The following is an 18,561-nucleotide window of genomic DNA, read 5'->3' on the forward strand; positions in this document are numbered from 1 at the left end:
CTTCGTTGGTGGGTGTGCAGTTGTGGTGGGTACGAGACTTGCGAGTGCAAGCACCGCCAACGTGCAAATAAGCACGCCACGAACAGATCTCAGAACGCGCAACTTGCGCCACCCGCAACGACGTTGTTGAGAAGGAAACCAACAATCGCGGTTCCAAGAGGCGCGACGATCACACCCCAGACGACCGCTTGATTGCGGGCTTCTTTGAGTTCCTTCTTGAGATCGGATCGCCGCACAGTCGGCAATGCGACTGTCGTCCCGAGGGCGATGACGCCACCGATAAGCGGCCCGCCGAACTGAATGAGCGTAAAGATATTCTTGATCGTCTGTGCGATGTCGGTCCCACAGAACGCAGTACCACTAGATTGAGCAAGAGCTGGTTGTACGGCGACCACACTCAAAGTAAGTCCTGCAAATAACGTGATTCGGGAGATCGTGGCTAGTGAGGCGATACGAACGGGTCGGTCCGGGTCTGAAGCCGGGTCGGCAGATTCACACATTACTTTTGGAAAACTCCCACCCCAGAGGATCGTGTCGTCCGCTAGTAGTGAGCTATTGAATTCCGGGCTATAGAGTGAAACAATCGTACAAAAGTATTGGTATTCAGACTCTGATTCTAATATTATATCCGCATATTAAATCAACCCCACGTATCATCTCCCAAATGAAAGTATAGCAAGGCAAACGACTGTGACCATTCTGAAACCATCAATGAAAAGGGTTCTGCCGACGCAGACTCGGGGTCAAGGCCGGGGTATTCGCCTTGACAGCCGGTAAAAGAGACACAGTACATTTCGTCTGTCTCACCAGGCGACTCCAAGGAGTTACCTACCACGTGAAGGAGAGTACGTTTCGTCTGTCTTCGTCCAAGGATCAACGTGGATTGCGCTCTGCCTCAATGTCACGCCTCACATCAAGAACTATCTGTGGGTCAAGGTCAAGACTGTATTCGTAGTACCGCCCACCACTCTCGCCGTGATTCCGGCCAATCCGCTGCAGAAATCCGAGCATATGGAGGTCCGAAAGGTGATTTTGGATGCTCTTGAGTGTTGTGAGAGGATTGACAGCGTGAGAATCTGCGACGTCTTCGTATCGGGTTTTGATCGCCTTCGAACGAGCTGGTGACTGCTTACGTTGTTCGATATATGCGAGAGTTTCGAGTAGCAGCTGGGCATGCTGTGTTTGATCTCTGATTCGGTTTCGCAACCGTCCACGCTGAACGAGTTCTTGTGCCTCAACAATATGCGTGTCATCAACGCAGTCGTCACCTTGATTTTTCGCTACTTCCCCACCGACTCGCAGAAGGTCAATTGCTTGGCGTGCGTTCCCCCGGTCTTTCGCTGCGATCGCTGCCGCTCGGGCAATCGCTGAATCCTCACAGACGCCATCCACGAATGCACGATCGACACGGTCAGCGAGGATTGCCCGGAGTTCGCTTGCATCGTACGGACTGAACGATATTTCGGTCTCCATCAGCGTGTCTTTGACCTTCGGAGAGAGCGATTGTCGGAACGTGTAGTTATTACTGATTCCGATAACGCCGACTTTCGAGTTCGTGATGTGACCGATTGATCTTGCACGAGGAAGTTCATACAGAAGTGTATCAACGTCATTGAGATGGTCGATTTCGTCAAAAACAATCAGATGTGTCCCACCGAGCCGATCAAGTTGGCTGTAGAGTTCCTCAAACGCGTCGGCCGTTCCGAGTCCTCGCTTCGGAAATTCACTCGCGGCTTCGGGAAGGATTTGGTTGACGAGCGCGCGGACGACGGCATAGACTGTCTTTCCATTACAGTTCAGTTCGTGAACGTGTAACTCTTCAGCATCTGGGCGCTCTGTAACTTCTGCTTGGAGCGCTTCCATCATATATTTCGTCACTGCCGTTTTGCCAAGCCCTGCCTTCCCGTACAACATTATATTCTGGGGAGTACGGCCAAAGAGGATATCCTGCAGGGCGTGACGGTATTCGTCGATTTCCTCGTCTCGTTCGAGAATCTGATCAGGTTGGTGGGCTTCAGAGAGCACTTCTTTGGCAGCAAAAATCGACCGCTCAATATCACTAAATGGCCCTGCCATTGGTCTACCATTTAGGTCTATTCGAATATATTTAAAACCACTTTTTGTTAGTTTCGTCTGTCTCAGACATCGCACGCAAAACCAACTAGACAGCTCCTACGTTCCAGAGGACAGACGAAATCCACTCTTTGACTGTATCGTCATACTTGCAGTTGATAGCATTTGACCACACGCAGACTCGATTGAATGGGGCTGGAAAACGCTACTATCGCTAGACTGTGAACTTGACACACATCCGGGTAAAACTCTCTCGAAGACAGACGAAATGTACTCTCTGGGCGCCTCATACACACGAGAAAGACAAACGAAACGTACTCTCTCTGGGAGCCGTGAGCTACCCACCACGAATTATCTGAGGGACAAATTTCGCCGATAGCACCGTGCGACGATGGGGTCTGGAGAAGCCTCACCTGCTGAGACCGCAGAACTGAAACAGTAAGTGCAACTTCATTTTTTTATCGACTTGTAGAATGGCCATCAGCGACGACAAGCCAGAGTCTGTTCCAAGCGTTGTATGAGAGTCTAGGAAGACGCGAACCGCTCTCGCAACGTCGCTTCTCTGTCCTCAAATTGGACCGTTTTCTCACGGACGTCTTTGCTGACTCGTTCAATCTGCGCTAGCGCTAGTTGACTCTCAAGACCGGTTTGTCCCGCCCGATCCGTCTCATTGTTTGCTTCTCGCTCGTAGGTCCGTTCAACAGTCCGGATCGTCCGGTCCGGATTGAATAGGACCTCATTTGCAATTCGGACATACCGATCCAGAGCAGAGCCCTCCTTTCCAGAGAAAAAATGCGTCAAGGCATACGTCGCCCCGGAGTGGAGTGTCCACATATCGATTTTGAACGGATCTGCAGTTTCACTACGGGCATCACTCGCCGCGTGGTCGGCGAGGTATGAGGGGAATTCGAGAAGTTCATAGAACTCTGCCACGCCAAATGGCACCTCGGAGAAGTCGACGACGATCTCAGACGCATCTGAAATGAATGCGAATAGGTCGTTGCTCACGAGTTCGAGGGTTTCGAGAATCGCATTCCACCACTGCTGGAAGTCACGCACATCACCAACGTGTTTGATCGTCTCGCGATCAGTTAATTGCCGAATCGAATTTGCACAGTAGCTATCGCGCGCGAATCCCTCAACGTACACTGCGTGTCCGCCAAAGAAATCATATCCCGAAGTAACGCCCATTGTGATCGGCTGCCGTCGCTCCGGTAACTCCACTGAGAGTCCATCGAACAGAATGTCCAGATGGACTTCCCCACCGCCGCGGTATTGTCGGATCTCTCCGAATACGATCTCCTCGAGAGACTGTCCATCGATCGATTCCTCACGCAATACGTCCGCAAGCGGTTGGTACACGTCGACTGGATTAATGATCGAGTAGGAATCCGTCGGGATGTGAAAGAGTGGATCCATCTGTTCGGCATCACTTGTCTGCCCGTGTTGGAGGCGCTCTGGCTCAACTAGAGCATTGAAGCGCTCGGTCGGGACCCAGTTGCCTGTCTGTGGATTGTGGTATGCAACAGTCGTCTCGATTGCTCTTGGAAGTTCTCGAATCGCTTCTGCGAAGGAAATAACCTCGGTGGGTTGGATACGCTGCTGGTACCACGCTGGCAGCTGTGCGTTCGACCGTCCATCGACACCCGCAAACACGGTTGTAGTTTCTGGAGTTTTCATCGCTTACTTGGGCACATCTTTGTTTGCGCCCGCACCCTTGCGGGCGCTCAAAAACAGACGGGTGCTACCCCGGATTTTGGCAATTAAGTGGAGCCAGGGAGTGGCACGGCACGCTCTGCAGATACATCCGTGTTCGCAGGGCGCGTACTCCTCCACGCGGTTGCAACGTGCCAGCGCAGGCCGTACTCTGACCCAATCGTATGCAGGATCGAGGCGAAGTAGGTCAGATACACTCTACTATGGCGCCCTGCGATGCCTTTTCGACTGGAACACTCTAGAGAGTCAGAGCTAGTTGTGCTTGTCGTCCTACTCTACACCTGACTCTTCCAGATCACGATCAGGCGCGGATGTCGGTCACTCTGTTTCTGGTCCCTGTCAGGCTGTTGCCGTCGTCAGAGACTGGGACGTCTTTGTCCCACCGCTGTTGGATATAACCGTGTCCCGCTTTCCAGAGTTTCGCTGCGGAGAACGCACACTGACCAAGGATGTTACGAACTAGTGCACAGTTCGAGTGAGAGCGATAGGGGCGCGGGTCGTCTGAGCGCCCTTCACTGCGAGTTCTTACAGCGGCAATATGGGGTGTGAGTGTTGTCTATATGGCCTACGTTACAGCGGCAACGTGGGGTCTCTCAGACAGACGTCACAGTTCTCCATACTGGAGTGAGTACGTCTGATTACTATCGGCGTCTGTGGGTGATTCTCGATACGCGGCTTGATGTTGGGATCGTTATCCTCGATGAAATAGACAAACTCGAGGATGACAACGTTCTAATGCAACTCTCGCGTGCTGTTGAGGCTGGAAAAGTTACCGATAGTACGCTCGATGTCATCGGGATTAGTGAGACAGGTCACTCAAGAGATACTTCGTCAAGCACCTCCTGCAGTTCGTAATAGCGTTCGCGAAGCGTTACTGGTGTGGTTTCTGCAAGTGTCGCAATCTCTGCTTGAGTAGTCGTCCCTCCCGATTCCTGTTCAGCGAGGTACAAACACGCTGCCGCAACTCCAGATGGGCTGCGTCCATTCGCAAGACCGGCCTCCTCAGCAGTGTGTGCAAGTTCGATCGCTCGGTGTTGGACACGATTGGACACCTCGCACCCGGCCGCGAGTCGCGGTATCTGAGCGACCGGACTAACGAGTTTCGTCTCAAGTTCGAGTTCGGCATTCAACACCCGGTAGCCGAGCCGTACGTGATCGAGCGAACACCGCGCAACACCCGCAATCTCAGTTGAGGAGCGATGAAGCCCACGACACCGACACGCAGCATAGAGACTGCCTGCTGCAAGACTCTCGATTGAGCGGCCAGTAATGAGGTTGTTTCGTCGAGCCGCGCGGTAGATTTGACACGCCTCATCACGCAGTGATCGCGGAAACTCCAGTGCGCTACTCATCCGCGCAATTTCGAGACAGGCATACGCTAGGTTTTGCTTGCTCGTCGAGCCCCAACGGGCCTGGATATGCTGTGTTCGCAGTCGCGAGATCTGTTGGCGCTTTCGCCCTGATAATGGCTTGCCACCGGAGTCGTTCCCGAAACCGATCTCCGTTGAGAGGCCGCGGTCGTGCCGTGCAGGTGTGACAGGCGCCCCTGTTCGCTCGGGATTGACCGCATATTCTCTGGTTGACGACCATTCCGGGCCGTAATCGATCGGATCCGAGGCGACGATGAGGCCACACTCGATACAGTTCGTCTCGCCATCTGCAGTGACCAGCTGACCATCGCATTCCGGGCACGTGGTCGCACTGATTGTTTTCCCGCTCTCTTCATCGAAGCTCCGTTCGTAGATGTCTCTCAGGGACATTGTCTCATTCGAGGCCACCGATTGGTCGCCCCGCACCTGTAAGGGGCGATAAAAATAGTTCATCTCGGCCAAGAAGTTCGACTAACACTCGGTATGGGAAATCAGGAAGTCTCTATTTCGACAAAGAAGTCGAAGCAATACGAGGTAGCAGAACTTACTCACCGCACAAATGTTCCAGCCGGCTGTGGAACCCGCCCGATAAGAATATCCAGGTCAACTCGACGAAGGTGCTTACAGACCGTCTCACGAGTGGTGTGATCGGGACAGGTGCACGTTCGTTCTGCCACATCCACAGTGTACGATGCACCACTTTGGCTCTTCACGTGATAGATTGGACCACGGTCACCGAAGTCGATCTCCATCTCCTCGAGTAGTGCGCGTCGGGTGCGCGGTTCATTGATGTCGTAGTCGCTTTTTTCGAGTGGTGTAAGTGGCCGCTTGACCGTGCACTGATCACGAAATTCGGCGCGACTATTTCGCTCCTGTTTGCAATGTTCGCACCGCCAGTATCGCGTTCGGTACTGTTCTTTCTCATTTTGCTTGAGATCGTAGTCTGTCGGTTCCCTGCCGGGGAGGAACTCAACAACCGAAAGGAGATGGTGCCCGTTCAGAACGAAGGGAAGCGATGCAGGTCGATACCGCTGTCGAGAGCTGTCTGCGTGTGCCATTCGGATTCAGAGGGGGCAATTGAATACGCCCTCACGCTTGCGTGGGGCGGATAAAAAAATCCAGAGAGGTTCGAGAATTGTTCAGGAGTCCGTGTATGGTCATCCCCGACTAGCTACGTCACTTGGTCTCGATATTCGTTCTCACCAAATCCATACAGGAGCGCCCAGATGAGCAGCGTCCCCAGCAACCACGCGAGCAGAAAGACAACGATGACGACAAGCATACTGTACGTCTTTTCGGTTACCGGGATTGTTACCAGCCGCCTAATGTTCTAGAATAACGACCTCCAAAAACGGAACTGCATACTCTCGAATTCGTCCCGAAAGCACACTACCCGGCCAAAGGGGAGAACAGTCGGCCCAGATACTTCGGATACGTCAACGGCACCATCTCCGAAGCGGGGGCGCGTGAGGAATCGGTGCGAAGCACCGAGGACGCGCGAGGGGCGTCCGAGCGACGCGAGGACGACGGCTGGGGAGGGACTGGCAGCAAAAAAAATGAGCGACGAAGGAGTTACGCTTTCCACCACTGGCCGCGGTTTGGGAAGTCAAGCCGGCTCCACCCCGTCACAGCAATCGAGACGCGTCCTTGGTACCAGCTTGGTGCAACATCTGAGAACACGACCGTCTCCCCTTCTTTGACACACGGGGCATCTGACCGCTTCCAGACCGTGAATTTGACACGCCCACTTTCGTCTTCGAGAAGACCGACCTGCGCGATCTTCGAATGGCTTGGCTCCCATAGTTGGGTTACCGTGCCCGCAACACTCATTGTTGGTCGTCGAACCGCCCGAATATCCGAAATCTGAATCACCTGTCCAGGAGCCTGTCGGAGCTCTTCGTACACACCAACGACCGCACTCAGCAGAGACGTTCCGTCGACGACCCGCTCAGCCAATCGCCGACTAATCGCTGCTCGCGACCACCGATCTAACTTCTCCGCCAGCCGCGCGGCTTCTCGATTGACGCTCCCTAATTCCGACCGCGACAACTGCGCTCGGGGATCTACTTGACTCGGATCCAGCCACCGATTCACACATCCCGCTCGCTCACCGAACTCACGCCGACGTTCAACACTCACCTGCGTCGCACTCTGTCGTGACCGTGCTTCTCGATCCGAGGTCTGCCGCCGATCAAATCGAACCCGCGTCCGTTCGATCTCCCACTCGCGTGCTTTCAATCGTTCTTCAGCTGCAAGCGTCAGTCCATCAGGTTGTGCATCTGGATGGGTCAGATCAACTTTCGCCTGAATCGACTGCTCGACAGACGGCCGCAACTCTGCACGCTCTACACGTTCATATTCGATTTCGCTCGTTTCATCAACCGAAACTTCTTCGCTACGTAGGTTCCTATGTGACATTGCAGTCTCCAAGGGCGTTTCACGACGTCCGACAACCACGACTCCACTCGTGGTTTCATCTACATCACCGAAGACACATCTTCACGCGCCGCTCGCGCCTTCGTGAGCGCCCTGTGGGCGCGAGCGGCGCGTGTATATGACAAAGCAACCAGACACGCGCGCCGAGAGCACCGCCAACGCGCGGCCAGCGGAGTTAGTCTGGTGTCGAGGTACTCGGCACCCGACTAACCTGCTGGCGTCCCCACTGGGGCGAGCGCGTTGGGGTGCGGCAAGGCGAGCGGGGCGAGCCCTCATTCGAACAAAGAACCAGCCGGGACCCAGACGGCGTTCACGAAACCAGAAAACGGCTCAGACGACATATCGAACACCGCCGAATGCGTCGATACCGAGAAATCGACGGGTGGGATTGGAAGGGGCCGGGCGCTCGCCGAGCGAGACGACGCAAGGACCGCAGGACGCCGTCCGAGGACCGCAGCGAGGCACAGCCGGCGAGCGCCCGGGGGCTTCCAGAGAGATCACAATACTGTTCTCCACAACTATACACTAACTTAAACAGTGCAACAGATTTACAACGTATCTGTTCTTCGTCATAATTGCGGGAGTTTCAGAGGCACATCCGGTTCTCACTCTTTCAAACCACCCACTTCACCCACGTATCCCTCAAAGAGTGATAGTGGCAGCCAGCAAATAGCAGATGGCTTGGTCGCCGTATGTGGAAAAGTAAGAGTCGACGTCTGAGAAATATCTGCAGACGTCAAGGGAGAGTGCCCGGGACGTGACCCCCGAGACAATTCACGGTGGGCCTGAGAATGGTTCAGACAGCGGGCCGACCCTAACTCCAGAGAGTGAGATACCCTCACAATAAGAGGCTTCTAAGGTCAAACGCCCTCTGTTACTCGAAGAGCCAAAAATAAGATAGACTCGTGGAGTTTGCTTGGGGCCCTTGCTTGCATCCAGTCCCAAGCAAGCTGTGCCGACAGAGTGCGCTCCATTCGCCCTGTCATCCGGGAGGCCTAGAACAACCCGTGCGATTGTTTTGCCGCATCTCTGTGGTGTAAGCGTACAGCTATCAGAAGAGGTGTCGCGGGGGAGTAGAGCCAACAAAACAACACCAAAACCATCTATCAATCCAGTATAACTGGTGCTTATTACCTCAAGTATAGTGGCTAGCGTCGAGAGACACGGTCTCAACGTGTGACTCACGTATCAATGTCGCCATCCGAGCCACCAACAGACACCGATGCTGCGGATCTGCCTGCGTCTGATGCACTCCCTGTTCCCATCGACACGGCACGAAGCTATCTCTATGTGCGGCCAGCCGACGAACCGCTGAGTCCAGAGACAATTACCACACACTTCCGAAGGCTGCACCGACTTGGCCAAGAAAAGAACACCCGACTCCACTACCGTCTATTTCACGCGTCCTCTATTCCACTCATCGAATGCCTCCTCATTTCTGACGGAGGAGCAGACGGCTCAATCCAGTATGCATTCGGGATTGACGATCCCACCCAACTCGATACCCTCGAACGCCTCCTTCGTGGACTCTTTCCAAACGCCTACCAGATCGAGCGCAAGACCTGCACTGATAGGTTTCTTCATCGTCTCTTTCCGAAGCGAGAACGTTCGCTGGCAGCTGTCGAACTATATGGCCACGCTGAGCGACGCGGTGATTGGCAGACGAAACTCACACCGTTTTCCGCGTTTCACGAAGACGAGCAGACGCGTCTGCCACTGGCGACAGTCATCGAAACGATGGCAACCCACGAGTGTCCGATGGTGTATCAGGCACTGCTCAAACCGAAGCCAGACTGGTCTGGGCGCGCTGAAACGCGGCGCGTTGCGATCGAAGCAAATCACGAAACGCTACGAGGGCAACTCGGTAACGTGATTTTCGGCTCACCTGATGAAGACGCTCCCCTTCCGAGAGGAGATGAGGTCCGCATCGAGGAGTTAGAGGCCCGTGACACACGGCGCTCGTTTGAGCTGAATGCACGCATTATGGCGAGCGAAACCAACGCAACTGAGGCCATCACAGAACTCGCTGCCGCGTTCACTGAGGTCAGTCAGACGAGCTATGATATCGAGGGGCGAATCCAAACGGGTGATGACGCCCACCGTATCTTCGAAGCCATTCGTGATCGAACCTTCATTCCAGCCAAATATGAGCGCCTCAAAACCCGACTGCCGTGGGTCACAAATACCAGTCGTGGGATCGTCGCTGACGCAAGCGAAGCACCGAGTTTCTGTGTGCTTGGTGGCGAAGCCCTCCCGGCCGCTGGGGCACGGGCAGTCGCACCCACGCCAGGCGAGCGGACCGCCCTCCCCCGCCCACCATTCGAACAACTCACGAATTATCGCGGGCAGGGAATGCGCCTTGGACGGCCACTCACACAGGATGGGACACCTGATGAAGAGCCCCTTACGCTTCCGCCCACACTGCAGCCGTTACACGTTGGCTGGTTCGGGAAGACCGGCTCGGGTAAATCAACGAGTCTGATCAACGCCATATTAGGCAATCATCGCGCGACAGGCGGGGCAGACATCCTCATTGATCCAAAGGGCGATGGAATGGCGATCGACTATCTGCAGGCGCATTATGCCACCTATGGCACGCTCGATAATGTTCTGTATTTCGACTGTGCGGAGATGCTGCCGGCGTTTTCCTTCTTCGATATTCGCGATGAGCTCAAGGCGGGTGTCCCCCGTACGACCGCCGTTGAAGATACCGTTGATCACTATATCGAGATCCTCACCCAGATTATGGGCCGTGACCGATTCGACCAGGCGGTTCGCTCACCCGATATCATTCGCTATCTGGTAAAAGCGATGTTCGACCCAGTGAGTGGCTATGAGGCCTTTTCACACCGTGATCTCCACAGCGCCGTCCGACAGATGCACGAACGCCAGGCGGCACCGGCCGTGTCAGATCCAGATCTCGAACGGATGCTGGCAGGTGTCGTCGCCAACCGTGCACGCTCATTTGACGAGATTATGCAGGGTGTCGCAAACCGAATGGAGAAAATCCCGGTCGACCAGCGTCTGGCCCGCGTGTTTAATCACGTGCCCGGGGCAGATGATGCGCATTTCGATCTCGCAGAGTATCTCAACGACGATGTCGTCATCATCTTCAATACAGGCGAACTTCGCACCGAAGCCCAACGCGTCCTCACACTGGTTATTCTCTCGAATCTCTGGACGGCACTTCGCCGTCGCGCGCGACGCGGGAGTGAGTCTCGACCACTGGTGAACGTCTATCTCGAAGAGGCTGCGAGTATTGCGGTGTCAGACCTGCTCAAACAACTCCTGGCACAATCGCGTGGCTTTGGCTGTTCGATCACACTCGCAATGCAGTTTCCCGCACAGTTGCGCGGCCAAACGGATGACGTCTATGATGAAGTCCTCAACAATATCTCGACGTTTGTCACGGGGAACGTCCCGGTCGATACACGCCTCGCTGAACGACTAGCAACCGATGAAATGAGCCCCCAAGCGGTGGGGAACCGGCTCCGAGCACTTCGACGAGGCCAATGGCTGGTGAGCCTCCCTGCAGGATTCGACGCCCCTGAACCGCGACCCTTCTTGATTGGCTCATTGGCCCCACCACCTGGAGATCCAGCAGGCTCACACCCACTTACAGTGGCTGAGAAGCGCACCGTTCGTGCAGAAATCGACAACGTCCAAATGCGGACTAAAATCGAGGCGGGATTAGTGCTGGAGTCGCCCAATACGCCGCCAGATGATGAGACGGAGGAGGAACCCGACACACAACTCCGAGTCGATTCCGCCCTCCCCCACACGAATCGGATGCCACCTACGGTCCAGTACTCGGGGGCCAGTCACGCATTGCGGTGCACGGAGTGTTCGAACCGATATGATCCAGATATCACCGGGATGAAGCGCGCGATTGCCTGCTGTTCGTCACTCGAAGATGTTGATCGCGATGACGTCCCCATCTGTGATCTCCATCTAAAGCTCACGCCTGATGAACGCGCTGTCTCAGAGTATTCCGAGTATCAGCTAATGTTTATGCAGGCGGTCTATAACGCACAGCAGTTGCGGTATGATCCCATCGAGTATGATCTGCTCTCCGATTCGATGATCCGAATTCAAGAGTACATCGGGATCGGGTCTGATGCAATTCAGGATCTGATTGATGCTGACCTCTTGCGCCACGATACGGATCACCCACACCGGTTGTATACGGTGACACCTCAGGGCCGAACCGTCATTGGCGAAAGCTACCGCCAAGGTGTCGATTATGGCCACGGTGCAGGCGACTTAGAAGAATCGAGCGAGCACGTCCTTGCGGTTGAAGTCGCACGGCAATATCTCGAATACGAGTATGTAGCAGATCCGGAGTCGGCTGTTGTTGAGGTGGTTCCATATTATGACCTAGATGATCAACATCGTCTCGATATTGCTGCGTTGGACGATGCAGGCGAGATTCGAGTGGCTGTAGAGGCCGAACGGATTAATAACGACGTGGCGCGTGCGGTCCCGGTTGATTTCGATAAAATGGCTGCCTGTGACGTCGACGAGGCGATTTGGGTGGTGATGAAACAGGCTGACGGACACGCAGTCCTGCAAGCACTCAATGATCCGCTCGAAGGAGAGCCACGCGTCACGAAGACGTATGCAAAGACGACGCCTCCACAACAGTTCCGAATTGAGACGCCCGGACTGACCGCTGTCTATCCAGCAGAGTGGCTACGTGATCAGATGAGTGCTCCTGAGGACGACTAATCGCCTTCTCTATAGTAGCATTTGCAACTGATTGCTCATCCGATCGAACGACAGCGTACGATCCGATAAGTGAAGACTTGCAAATGCTACTATAGCTGTAACCTAACCAACCGGAATCTCGAAGAACGCCACGAGCGACCCATTGGCGTTGCACTAATCCAGGAGTCAGCCGAGGATCAGTTCAGATCAATGGTCTCGAACTGGAATTCACCGGTTCCCTCCTGCGATATGCAGTCGATGAGCCTGTGTCATACGAGGAGCGTCGCGTAATTGCGCTTGATCTTCCACATACGACCGCAAGATGATCTGTGTCCATAGTGACCTGGGAGAGGGCTGTGTTGAATCGCCATACTGCGATGGAATTCACTGTTTTACAGCTCGCTTGATGTTATAGACGACACACATCAGAGCGATTTCTCGGAACTCACGGAACCACGAACGCGCTCGCACGGCGAAGCCGAGCGAGCGCTTGACAGCCGAGTTCACGGTCTCGGTCATTGAGCGCTGATTGTAGCGCTGTTCGTCGATTCTGGCGTTGTGCGCGTGATCATAGGGTGCGAAGATGCGATGTTTGATGAGCGGGCGAATCCCGAGGTCACGAAGGGATTCGCGGAGCGATTTCTTGTCGTATCCCTTGTCGGCGGCAAGAGACCGCAGATCGCCCGCATTTCGGCGGGCGATCTGCTCGGCGAGATCCGCGTCGCTACCTTCACGGTTCGTTGAGCAGTGAACGTCAAGGATGGCTTGAGAGTCTGTATCGACGAGTTTCGTGATCTTAAGCTTCTGCACGCGGTAACTCGTTCGCTGGCAATAGTGGCGGCTCGCAGCCGAGCGTTCGTAGAATGTAGCATCGATTGCACCGTGTTTCGAGGGGTCGTGCAGCTGCGCCGACTGGCGCAGCAGCACTCGGCAGACACTCATACTGATCCGGTCGAACGCTTTACACAACGTGGATGGCGAGGGGAGATCGGCCGCGCTGAGGCCGATCTCCCCAGTTATTTGCGGCATCTCCTTCAGCAGGTCAATCGTCATTCGGTAGGACGTGTTGAGGTAAATCCGCAGACAATGGAGGGAAACGAGGGCATAATCGGCGAATCCGCCGCCACCTTCCGGGGCGGCGGATTCGTCTCCATCACCGGTAACAACTTGAGCAATCGGCACAATCTCACCAGTGAAGCGGGAGATTTGTGTCATGGACAACCGAATCTCTCCGCTTCAACTCCTTTGATTTAGTGACCCATCCCGACGCCGTCTAGTGATTCAACACAGCCCGGGAGAGGGATCCGATACGACGGTGCCCATCCAGTGCGTAGAGAGGTTGCACTAGTACGGCTCTATTGAAACCCTTGGTCGGTGATATATTTCGGTGGTCGTGCTGACTACACAGCGCGAACCCGCCGGAAAATTCGTCCTCATCCAAGAGTTTCGGATCGAGACTCACAGCAGGCAAACTGATCGAGAGACTGGCGACTACGGCTCGGACGACGCTCCGACCCCATCAGCAATCGCTTGAAGTTCGGCCTTCCGGAACGAGGAGTCATCTGCCGCCTCCGGCGACTCTGCAATGCCCACCTGTGCCCGGATTAGTCGGCGCATCCGCGTTGTCGATGGCCTCCCTCCCCCATCGACATCGACCTCGAGTGCCTCACAGATTGCCTGCAACTCTTCCTTCGTGAACGATGCCCCGAACTCCCGTTCGAATCGACTCGTCGCCACTCGAATCGCATTCCGAACCTCGTGAACGGTTGGACTCATACCTCTCTACTCTCCTGTCACCTCCCTCAAAGTTCCTACTCAGCAGTAATGAGACGCTTCAAACGGTACAGAGTGGATCCGATCTCTGACTAGTGCCAGACTCATCCTCTGTATCTTACACGTCCGTCCTATCAGTCGCTGAGGGTTTCAACAAAGCCACTAGTACTCGGATCCGGCTTTCTAGGTGGTGTTTGTTGACTAGGCTGAGGGGTGGTTTCCGTCTCAGCACAACGGTCACCAAGCCACCTCAATATTCATAATCGGCGTGTATCCCCGCAAGGAAGCGTCTGATCGTGGTTTCGGGGTCGTAATGAGACTGTGGCTCTTCGCGATGGAGATCCGTGACTGAATGCACAGGGCAAATTTGGCCTGAGGAGTGAGACCGGATCTGGCCTGAAGCAGGCTTCGATCGCTCTTCTGGCGAGGTTGCGTCCGCGAGCAGGTTCGTCTTACAAATCTACAGGGGTAGTCGTGTGTCTCGTCGATATAGCCCAATTCTTGCCCGGATTCGACGACTAAAACCGCGTGACTGCGCCGATTATGAGCGCTTTTGTGGCCTCGATTGCAGCCTTTGGCCGTCACTTGCTGACGTTCTTTCTGACGTCTATCGCTGTATTTGACGCCGAGGGTCCCGTCTTCGCTGGATGCCCGCTCGTTCATTATTGTCCTAGATTCGATCTGAAATACCTTGTTCGGTACTCTTGCGGCCGTTAAGGCCGATTATGAGAGATATTGATTTTCTGGAGGCAATTTCAAGAATGTCTCGACTCCAATTGGGCGACAACCAATGTCTTTACCCCACGACGACCAACGCGGAGATATGGATTCCATCAATCGGATGGCCATCGAACTCGTCGACGAGGCCATCGACTTCGCGGAGGAACTCCGCGTCGTGCCGCACGAATTGGAGTCGGGCGCGACAGTACTGGACTTCGGCGTCGACTCCCAGGCGGGCGTCGAAGCCGGAATGTTGCTCGCAGAGATCCAGACCGCTGGGCTCTCAACCGTCCAGACGCGGATGGACGACGTCGCGGGCGCGACGACGCCGTACGTCGAACTCCAGACCGACCACCCCGCTCTGTCACTGCTCTGCTCGCAGAAAGCAGGCTGGGAACTCACGTTCGACGATCCGGCGTTCGACGGCCTCGGGTCGGGGCCAGCCCGTGCGCTCGTCGCCGAAGAAGACGAGTTCCACGCGCTGGACTACTTCGACGAGTTCGACCTGACAGTCCTCTCGGTCGAGAGCATCGACCTCCCGAGCGACCGTATCGCCGAGCACGTCGCCGAGACCGCCGGCGTCGAACCGAGCGGCGTCTTCCTCCCCACGTACGCGTCCGGCTCAACCGTCGGAAGCGTCACCGGAGCCGCGCGCGCCGCCGAACTCGCGATCTTCCGTCTCTTCGAGCTCGGCTACGACGTCCGCAACGTCCAGTCCGCGTTCGGCTCGGCACCGCTCGCGCCGGTGAGCTACGACGAGAGTGTCGCGATGGCGCGGACGAACGACGCGCTGGCGTACGGCGGCGAGGTCCACCTCACCGTCGCCGAGGACTTCGACGAGTTCGACCGAGTGCCCTCCAGCGCTCGCGAGGAGTACGGCACGCCCTTCGAGGAGATCTTCGCGGCCGCCGACTGGGACTTCTACGACGTCCCGGAGACCGTCTTCGCGCCCGCGAAGGTCACGATCGACGTCGTTGACGGACCGACGTACGTTCTCGGCGAAACCGACGAAGAACTGCTCGCGGAGTCGTTCGGCTACCGAACCTGAAGGCGTGAACTGAGTACGCGTATGAGATTCAAGCTCCTGCCGGACCCACCCGAATCGCTCGACCGCGTCGCGGACGCCCAGCGCGCCGTCCCGCTCGTCCCCGGCTCCGAAGACGACTGCTGTGCCCGACTGATGCGCCGCCTCGACTTCCCCACTCGCGACGTCGCGCGCACGTGGCTCACGTTCCTGCGCGCGCTCGAATTAGCCTCGGAGACGTCCTCGGGCTTCGTCCGGGAGTCGACCGAGCCGACGCCCGACCACCTCAGAACGGCGTTTCGAGAGCGCGTGTACGGCGCGCGAGAAGTCCTGGCGTCGCTCGATACGGACGAGCCCCGGTCGATCGAGACGGTCTTCGATGAATTCGAAGACCGCGTGCCCGTCTGGGAGACCCACCGCGCGGCCGAGGACTGGCGCGACGTCTGGCGCGAGCGCGTCGAACGGATTCTGGGGTGGGCCGTGCTGTTGGATCTCACCGCCGAACGCGACGGTGGTTACGTGCGCGCACAAGAATAACTCAGAGCGCCAGTAGGCGATGCCGTTCGCCGTCTACGTCGCAGACGGCGGCACGCCCGCGTCGGAATCGCCGCCCGCGACGCGGTCTGCGTCCTCGTTCTCTGTCCCGTACCGTTCCCGGAGCCGACGGATGCGCTCGGGAATCGGCGGGTGCGTGAGGTGGAATGCAGCGTACGCCGGGTGCGGGAAGGGATTACTCAAATTCTCGCCCGCGAGCGTGCGCAGCGCGCGCGTCATCGACGCAGCCCCGCCCATCGTCTCCGCGGCGAAGTCGTCGGCCTCGCGCTCGTGTGCCAGTGAGAGCTGATTCGTGAGCGGCGCGGTCAGCGACAACACGGGGCCGGCGTACAGCAGCCCAATCCCGAGCGCGGCGTAGGTCTCCTGTGGGAGCGCGAACGCGGCGTACACCCACTGGGAGGTCGTCACCCACCAGAGGAACGCGAAGACAACCGCCATCTGCACGGCGGAGGCTGCCAGTTGCTTCCAGATGTGGGCTTTCTTCCAGTGGGCGAGTTCGTGTGCGAGCACCGCCTGGATCGCCTCGCGGTCCATCTGATCGACGAGCGTGTCGAAGAGGACGACGCGCTTTGCGCGCCCGAACCCGACGAAGTACGCGTTCGAGTGCGAAGATCGGCGACTCGCGTCCATCTCGTAGACCTGCTCACACTCGAAGCCGGCGCGTTCGAAGACGCTCTCGACGGCGTCGCGGAGGTCGCCGTCTTCGATCGGCTCGAAGTCGTTGAAAAGCGGCGCGATCACGCGCGGGTAGACGATCATAAACAGCAGCGAGAAGCCGACGACCAGTCCCCAACCGACGACGGGCCACAGCGTCGGGAGCGCGTCGACCGCGAGCAGAATCGCGCCGCCGACGAGGCCGCCGAGGACGAGCGCGACGACCGTCCCAACGACCAGATCGCGAAGCCACAGCGCCGGCGTCTGGTTGTTGAAGTCGAAGCGCTCCTCGACGACGAACGTCTCGTAGGCGTCGAACGGCGCGGACAAGAGTCGGCCGGCGACGATTGCCCCGGCGAGGAGCAGCACGCCCTGGGCGACGCTCGGGAGACCGGTTCGACTCAGCGCCGCGGCGACGTCGCCGTAGAGCCCGGAAACGACGACAGCGAGCACGACGAGGACGCCCAGCCACGACTGGATCTGCGAGAGGATCGTCTTCGAGCGCTGGTAGGCCAGCATCTCCTCGGGCTCGTCGACGTCGAGCGCCGAGCGAACCCACTCGACGGCGTCGCGGACGGCCGCCGCGCCGTGACGGAGATTGAGATAGTCGAGGACCGTCTCGAGCACCTGGACGCCGCCGAGCAGGGCGACGAGTGCGAGCGCGGATAGCGAGACCATACGAATGCCTGGGGCGTCGTGGGACTTCAACCTCGCGGGAGTCCCCACTCGATATCGACCGCGCCGAACGTGGCTGACGGCCGAACACTCTTTATTCTCTGCGGTGACCTCTACTCGATGTCCGATCCGGTATCGGCCGTTCTCTTCGATCTCGACGGCACACTCGTTCGCTACTGTCGTCCGCCTGACGTCCTCCTCCAGGAAGCGTTCGAGTCCGTCGGGACTGGTCAGCTCTTTCCGATCGAGACCTACTACGATCGCTTCGACGAGTTTGCCGAATGCACTGACTCGATGGCAGAACTCCGTCGGGAGTGCTTCGCGGCGCTCTGTTCGGAGCGCGGCCACGATCCGGGGCTCGGCCGACGAGTCGCGGACGCGTACGCCGCGGCCCGAGACCATCGGAACGTCGAGTATCTCGCGGGCGCACGCCGCGTCTTGGATCAGTTCAGCGAGCAGTACTCGATCGGGATCGTGACCAACGGCTCGCGAGACGCGCAGCGACAGAAACTCGAATCCGCCGGTGTCGCAACTCGCGCCGACACCGTCGTCTTCGCCGGCCACGACACGCCCGCGAAGCCCGCACCAGAACCGTTCTCTCGCGCACTCGACGACCTCGGTGTCTCCCCCGAAGAAACAATTCACGTCGGGGATTCGGTCGCCTCGGATGTGGCTGGTGCGAACGCGGCGGGGCTGACGTCGGTACTCCTCGTGTCGGACGGGAACGAGACAGTCGCGACCGACGGCGAGACCGCTGACCACGTGATCCACTCGCTCCCGGAGCTACGTGCGCTGCCCTGGATGGAGCGCGTCTGAGGCGAAGCGTGACCGAAACGGCAGAAAACTGGACCTTGAAAG

Annotated in this window: 12 protein-coding genes and 1 pseudogene; 5 read left to right on the forward strand and 8 right to left on the reverse strand. The window is 57.1% G+C overall.

Annotated features, from left to right (window positions below; genetic code table 11):
* Positions 1-89 precede the first annotated feature (89 nt).
* From NO362_RS00235 to NO362_RS00245, 3 genes are all read right to left on the reverse strand, one after another.
* A complete protein-coding gene (locus NO362_RS00235) occupies positions 90-395 on the reverse strand; it encodes a hypothetical protein (protein ID WP_256545683.1) in 306 nt (101 codons plus the stop codon).
* A 478-nt stretch (positions 396-873) separates the two neighbouring features.
* Positions 874-2,076, reverse strand: a complete 1,203-nt coding sequence (locus NO362_RS00240) for an orc1/cdc6 family replication initiation protein (RefSeq protein ID WP_256545684.1) — start codon at positions 2,074-2,076, stop codon at positions 874-876.
* Positions 2,077-2,598: 522 nt separating this feature from the next.
* Positions 2,599-3,753 carry a hypothetical protein gene (locus NO362_RS00245; protein WP_256545685.1) on the reverse strand — a complete coding sequence of 385 codons (1,155 nt, stop codon included), beginning with the start codon at positions 3,751-3,753 and terminating at the stop codon, positions 2,599-2,601.
* 630 nt (positions 3,754-4,383) lie between these two features.
* On the opposite strand from NO362_RS00245, the pseudogene NO362_RS00250 reads away from it, so the two are divergent.
* Positions 4,384-4,617, forward strand: a pseudogene (locus NO362_RS00250) (cell division control protein Cdc6); the annotation flags it as partial.
* Here the strand turns inward: NO362_RS00250 and NO362_RS00255 are convergent.
* Both NO362_RS00255 and NO362_RS00260 read right to left on the reverse strand, forming a co-directional pair.
* Positions 4,602-5,612, reverse strand: coding sequence for a transcription initiation factor IIB (locus NO362_RS00255; RefSeq protein ID WP_256546648.1), 1,011 nt, complete (start codon positions 5,610-5,612; stop codon positions 4,602-4,604). The pseudogene NO362_RS00250 and the gene NO362_RS00255 sit on opposite strands and share 16 nt — an antisense overlap.
* Positions 5,613-6,731: 1,119 nt before the next feature.
* A complete protein-coding gene (locus tag NO362_RS00260) occupies positions 6,732-7,577 on the reverse strand; it encodes a DNA-binding protein (protein WP_256545686.1) in 846 nt (281 codons plus the stop codon).
* A 1,209-nt stretch (positions 7,578-8,786) separates the two neighbouring features.
* On the opposite strand from NO362_RS00260, the gene NO362_RS00265 reads away from it, so the two are divergent.
* On the forward strand, positions 8,787-12,323 hold the full coding sequence (locus NO362_RS00265) for a type IV secretory system conjugative DNA transfer family protein (RefSeq protein ID WP_256545687.1): 3,537 nt from the start codon (positions 8,787-8,789) through the stop codon (positions 12,321-12,323).
* Between the two features lie 363 nt (positions 12,324-12,686).
* On the opposite strand, the gene NO362_RS00270 is transcribed toward NO362_RS00265, so the two are convergent.
* Positions 12,687-13,517, reverse strand: coding sequence for an IS5 family transposase (locus tag NO362_RS00270; RefSeq protein ID WP_256545688.1), 831 nt, complete (start codon positions 13,515-13,517; stop codon positions 12,687-12,689).
* A 276-nt stretch (positions 13,518-13,793) separates the two neighbouring features.
* Positions 13,794-14,078 carry a hypothetical protein gene (locus NO362_RS00275; protein ID WP_256545689.1) on the reverse strand — a complete coding sequence of 95 codons (285 nt, stop codon included), beginning with the start codon at positions 14,076-14,078 and terminating at the stop codon, positions 13,794-13,796.
* 820 nt (positions 14,079-14,898) lie between these two features.
* Here NO362_RS00275 and mch point away from each other — a divergent pair.
* Both mch and NO362_RS00285 read left to right on the forward strand, forming a co-directional pair.
* A complete protein-coding gene (gene mch, locus NO362_RS00280; RefSeq protein WP_256289058.1) occupies positions 14,899-15,843 on the forward strand; it encodes a methenyltetrahydromethanopterin cyclohydrolase in 945 nt (314 codons plus the stop codon).
* Between the two features lie 21 nt (positions 15,844-15,864).
* Positions 15,865-16,356 carry a double winged helix-containing putative transcriptional regulator gene (locus tag NO362_RS00285; RefSeq protein WP_256545690.1) on the forward strand — a complete coding sequence of 164 codons (492 nt, stop codon included), beginning with the start codon at positions 15,865-15,867 and terminating at the stop codon, positions 16,354-16,356.
* A 33-nt stretch (positions 16,357-16,389) separates the two neighbouring features.
* On the opposite strand, the gene NO362_RS00290 is transcribed toward NO362_RS00285, so the two are convergent.
* Positions 16,390-17,706: a M48 family metallopeptidase gene (locus tag NO362_RS00290; protein WP_256545691.1), complete on the reverse strand. Its 1,317-nt coding sequence runs from the start codon at positions 17,704-17,706 to the stop codon at positions 16,390-16,392.
* Between the two features lie 117 nt (positions 17,707-17,823).
* Here NO362_RS00290 and NO362_RS00295 point away from each other — a divergent pair, with 117 nt between their 5' ends.
* Positions 17,824-18,519, forward strand: coding sequence for an HAD family hydrolase (locus tag NO362_RS00295; RefSeq protein ID WP_256545692.1), 696 nt, complete (start codon positions 17,824-17,826; stop codon positions 18,517-18,519).
* The last annotated feature ends 42 nt before the right edge of the window (positions 18,520-18,561 follow it).

Source organism: Halobellus inordinatus, assembly GCF_024498335.1.
In the GTDB taxonomy this organism is placed as follows: Archaea; Halobacteriota; Halobacteria; order Halobacteriales; family Haloferacaceae; genus Haloquadratum; species Haloquadratum inordinatus.

Excerpts from the sequence above, each read along its gene's own strand:
- NO362_RS00270 (WP_256545688.1), bottom strand. The coding sequence starts at position 13,517 with ATGACACAAATCTCCCGCTTCACTGGTGAGATTGTGCCGATTGCTCAA.
- NO362_RS00245 (WP_256545685.1), bottom strand. The coding sequence starts at position 3,753 with ATGAAAACTCCAGAAACTACAACCGTGTTTGCGGGTGTCGATGGACGG.
- NO362_RS00265 (WP_256545687.1), top strand. The coding sequence starts at position 8,787 with ATGTCGCCATCCGAGCCACCAACAGACACCGATGCTGCGGATCTGCCT.
- NO362_RS00260 (WP_256545686.1), bottom strand. The coding sequence starts at position 7,577 with ATGTCACATAGGAACCTACGTAGCGAAGAAGTTTCGGTTGATGAAACG.
- NO362_RS00285 (WP_256545690.1), top strand. The coding sequence starts at position 15,865 with ATGAGATTCAAGCTCCTGCCGGACCCACCCGAATCGCTCGACCGCGTC.
- NO362_RS00240 (WP_256545684.1), bottom strand. The coding sequence starts at position 2,076 with ATGGCAGGGCCATTTAGTGATATTGAGCGGTCGATTTTTGCTGCCAAA.
- mch (WP_256289058.1), top strand. The coding sequence starts at position 14,899 with ATGGATTCCATCAATCGGATGGCCATCGAACTCGTCGACGAGGCCATC.
- NO362_RS00290 (WP_256545691.1), bottom strand. The coding sequence starts at position 17,706 with ATGGTCTCGCTATCCGCGCTCGCACTCGTCGCCCTGCTCGGCGGCGTC.
- NO362_RS00255 (WP_256546648.1), bottom strand. The coding sequence starts at position 5,612 with ATGAACTATTTTTATCGCCCCTTACAGGTGCGGGGCGACCAATCGGTG.
- NO362_RS00295 (WP_256545692.1), top strand. The coding sequence starts at position 17,824 with ATGTCCGATCCGGTATCGGCCGTTCTCTTCGATCTCGACGGCACACTC.
- NO362_RS00275 (WP_256545689.1), bottom strand. The coding sequence starts at position 14,078 with ATGAGTCCAACCGTTCACGAGGTTCGGAATGCGATTCGAGTGGCGACG.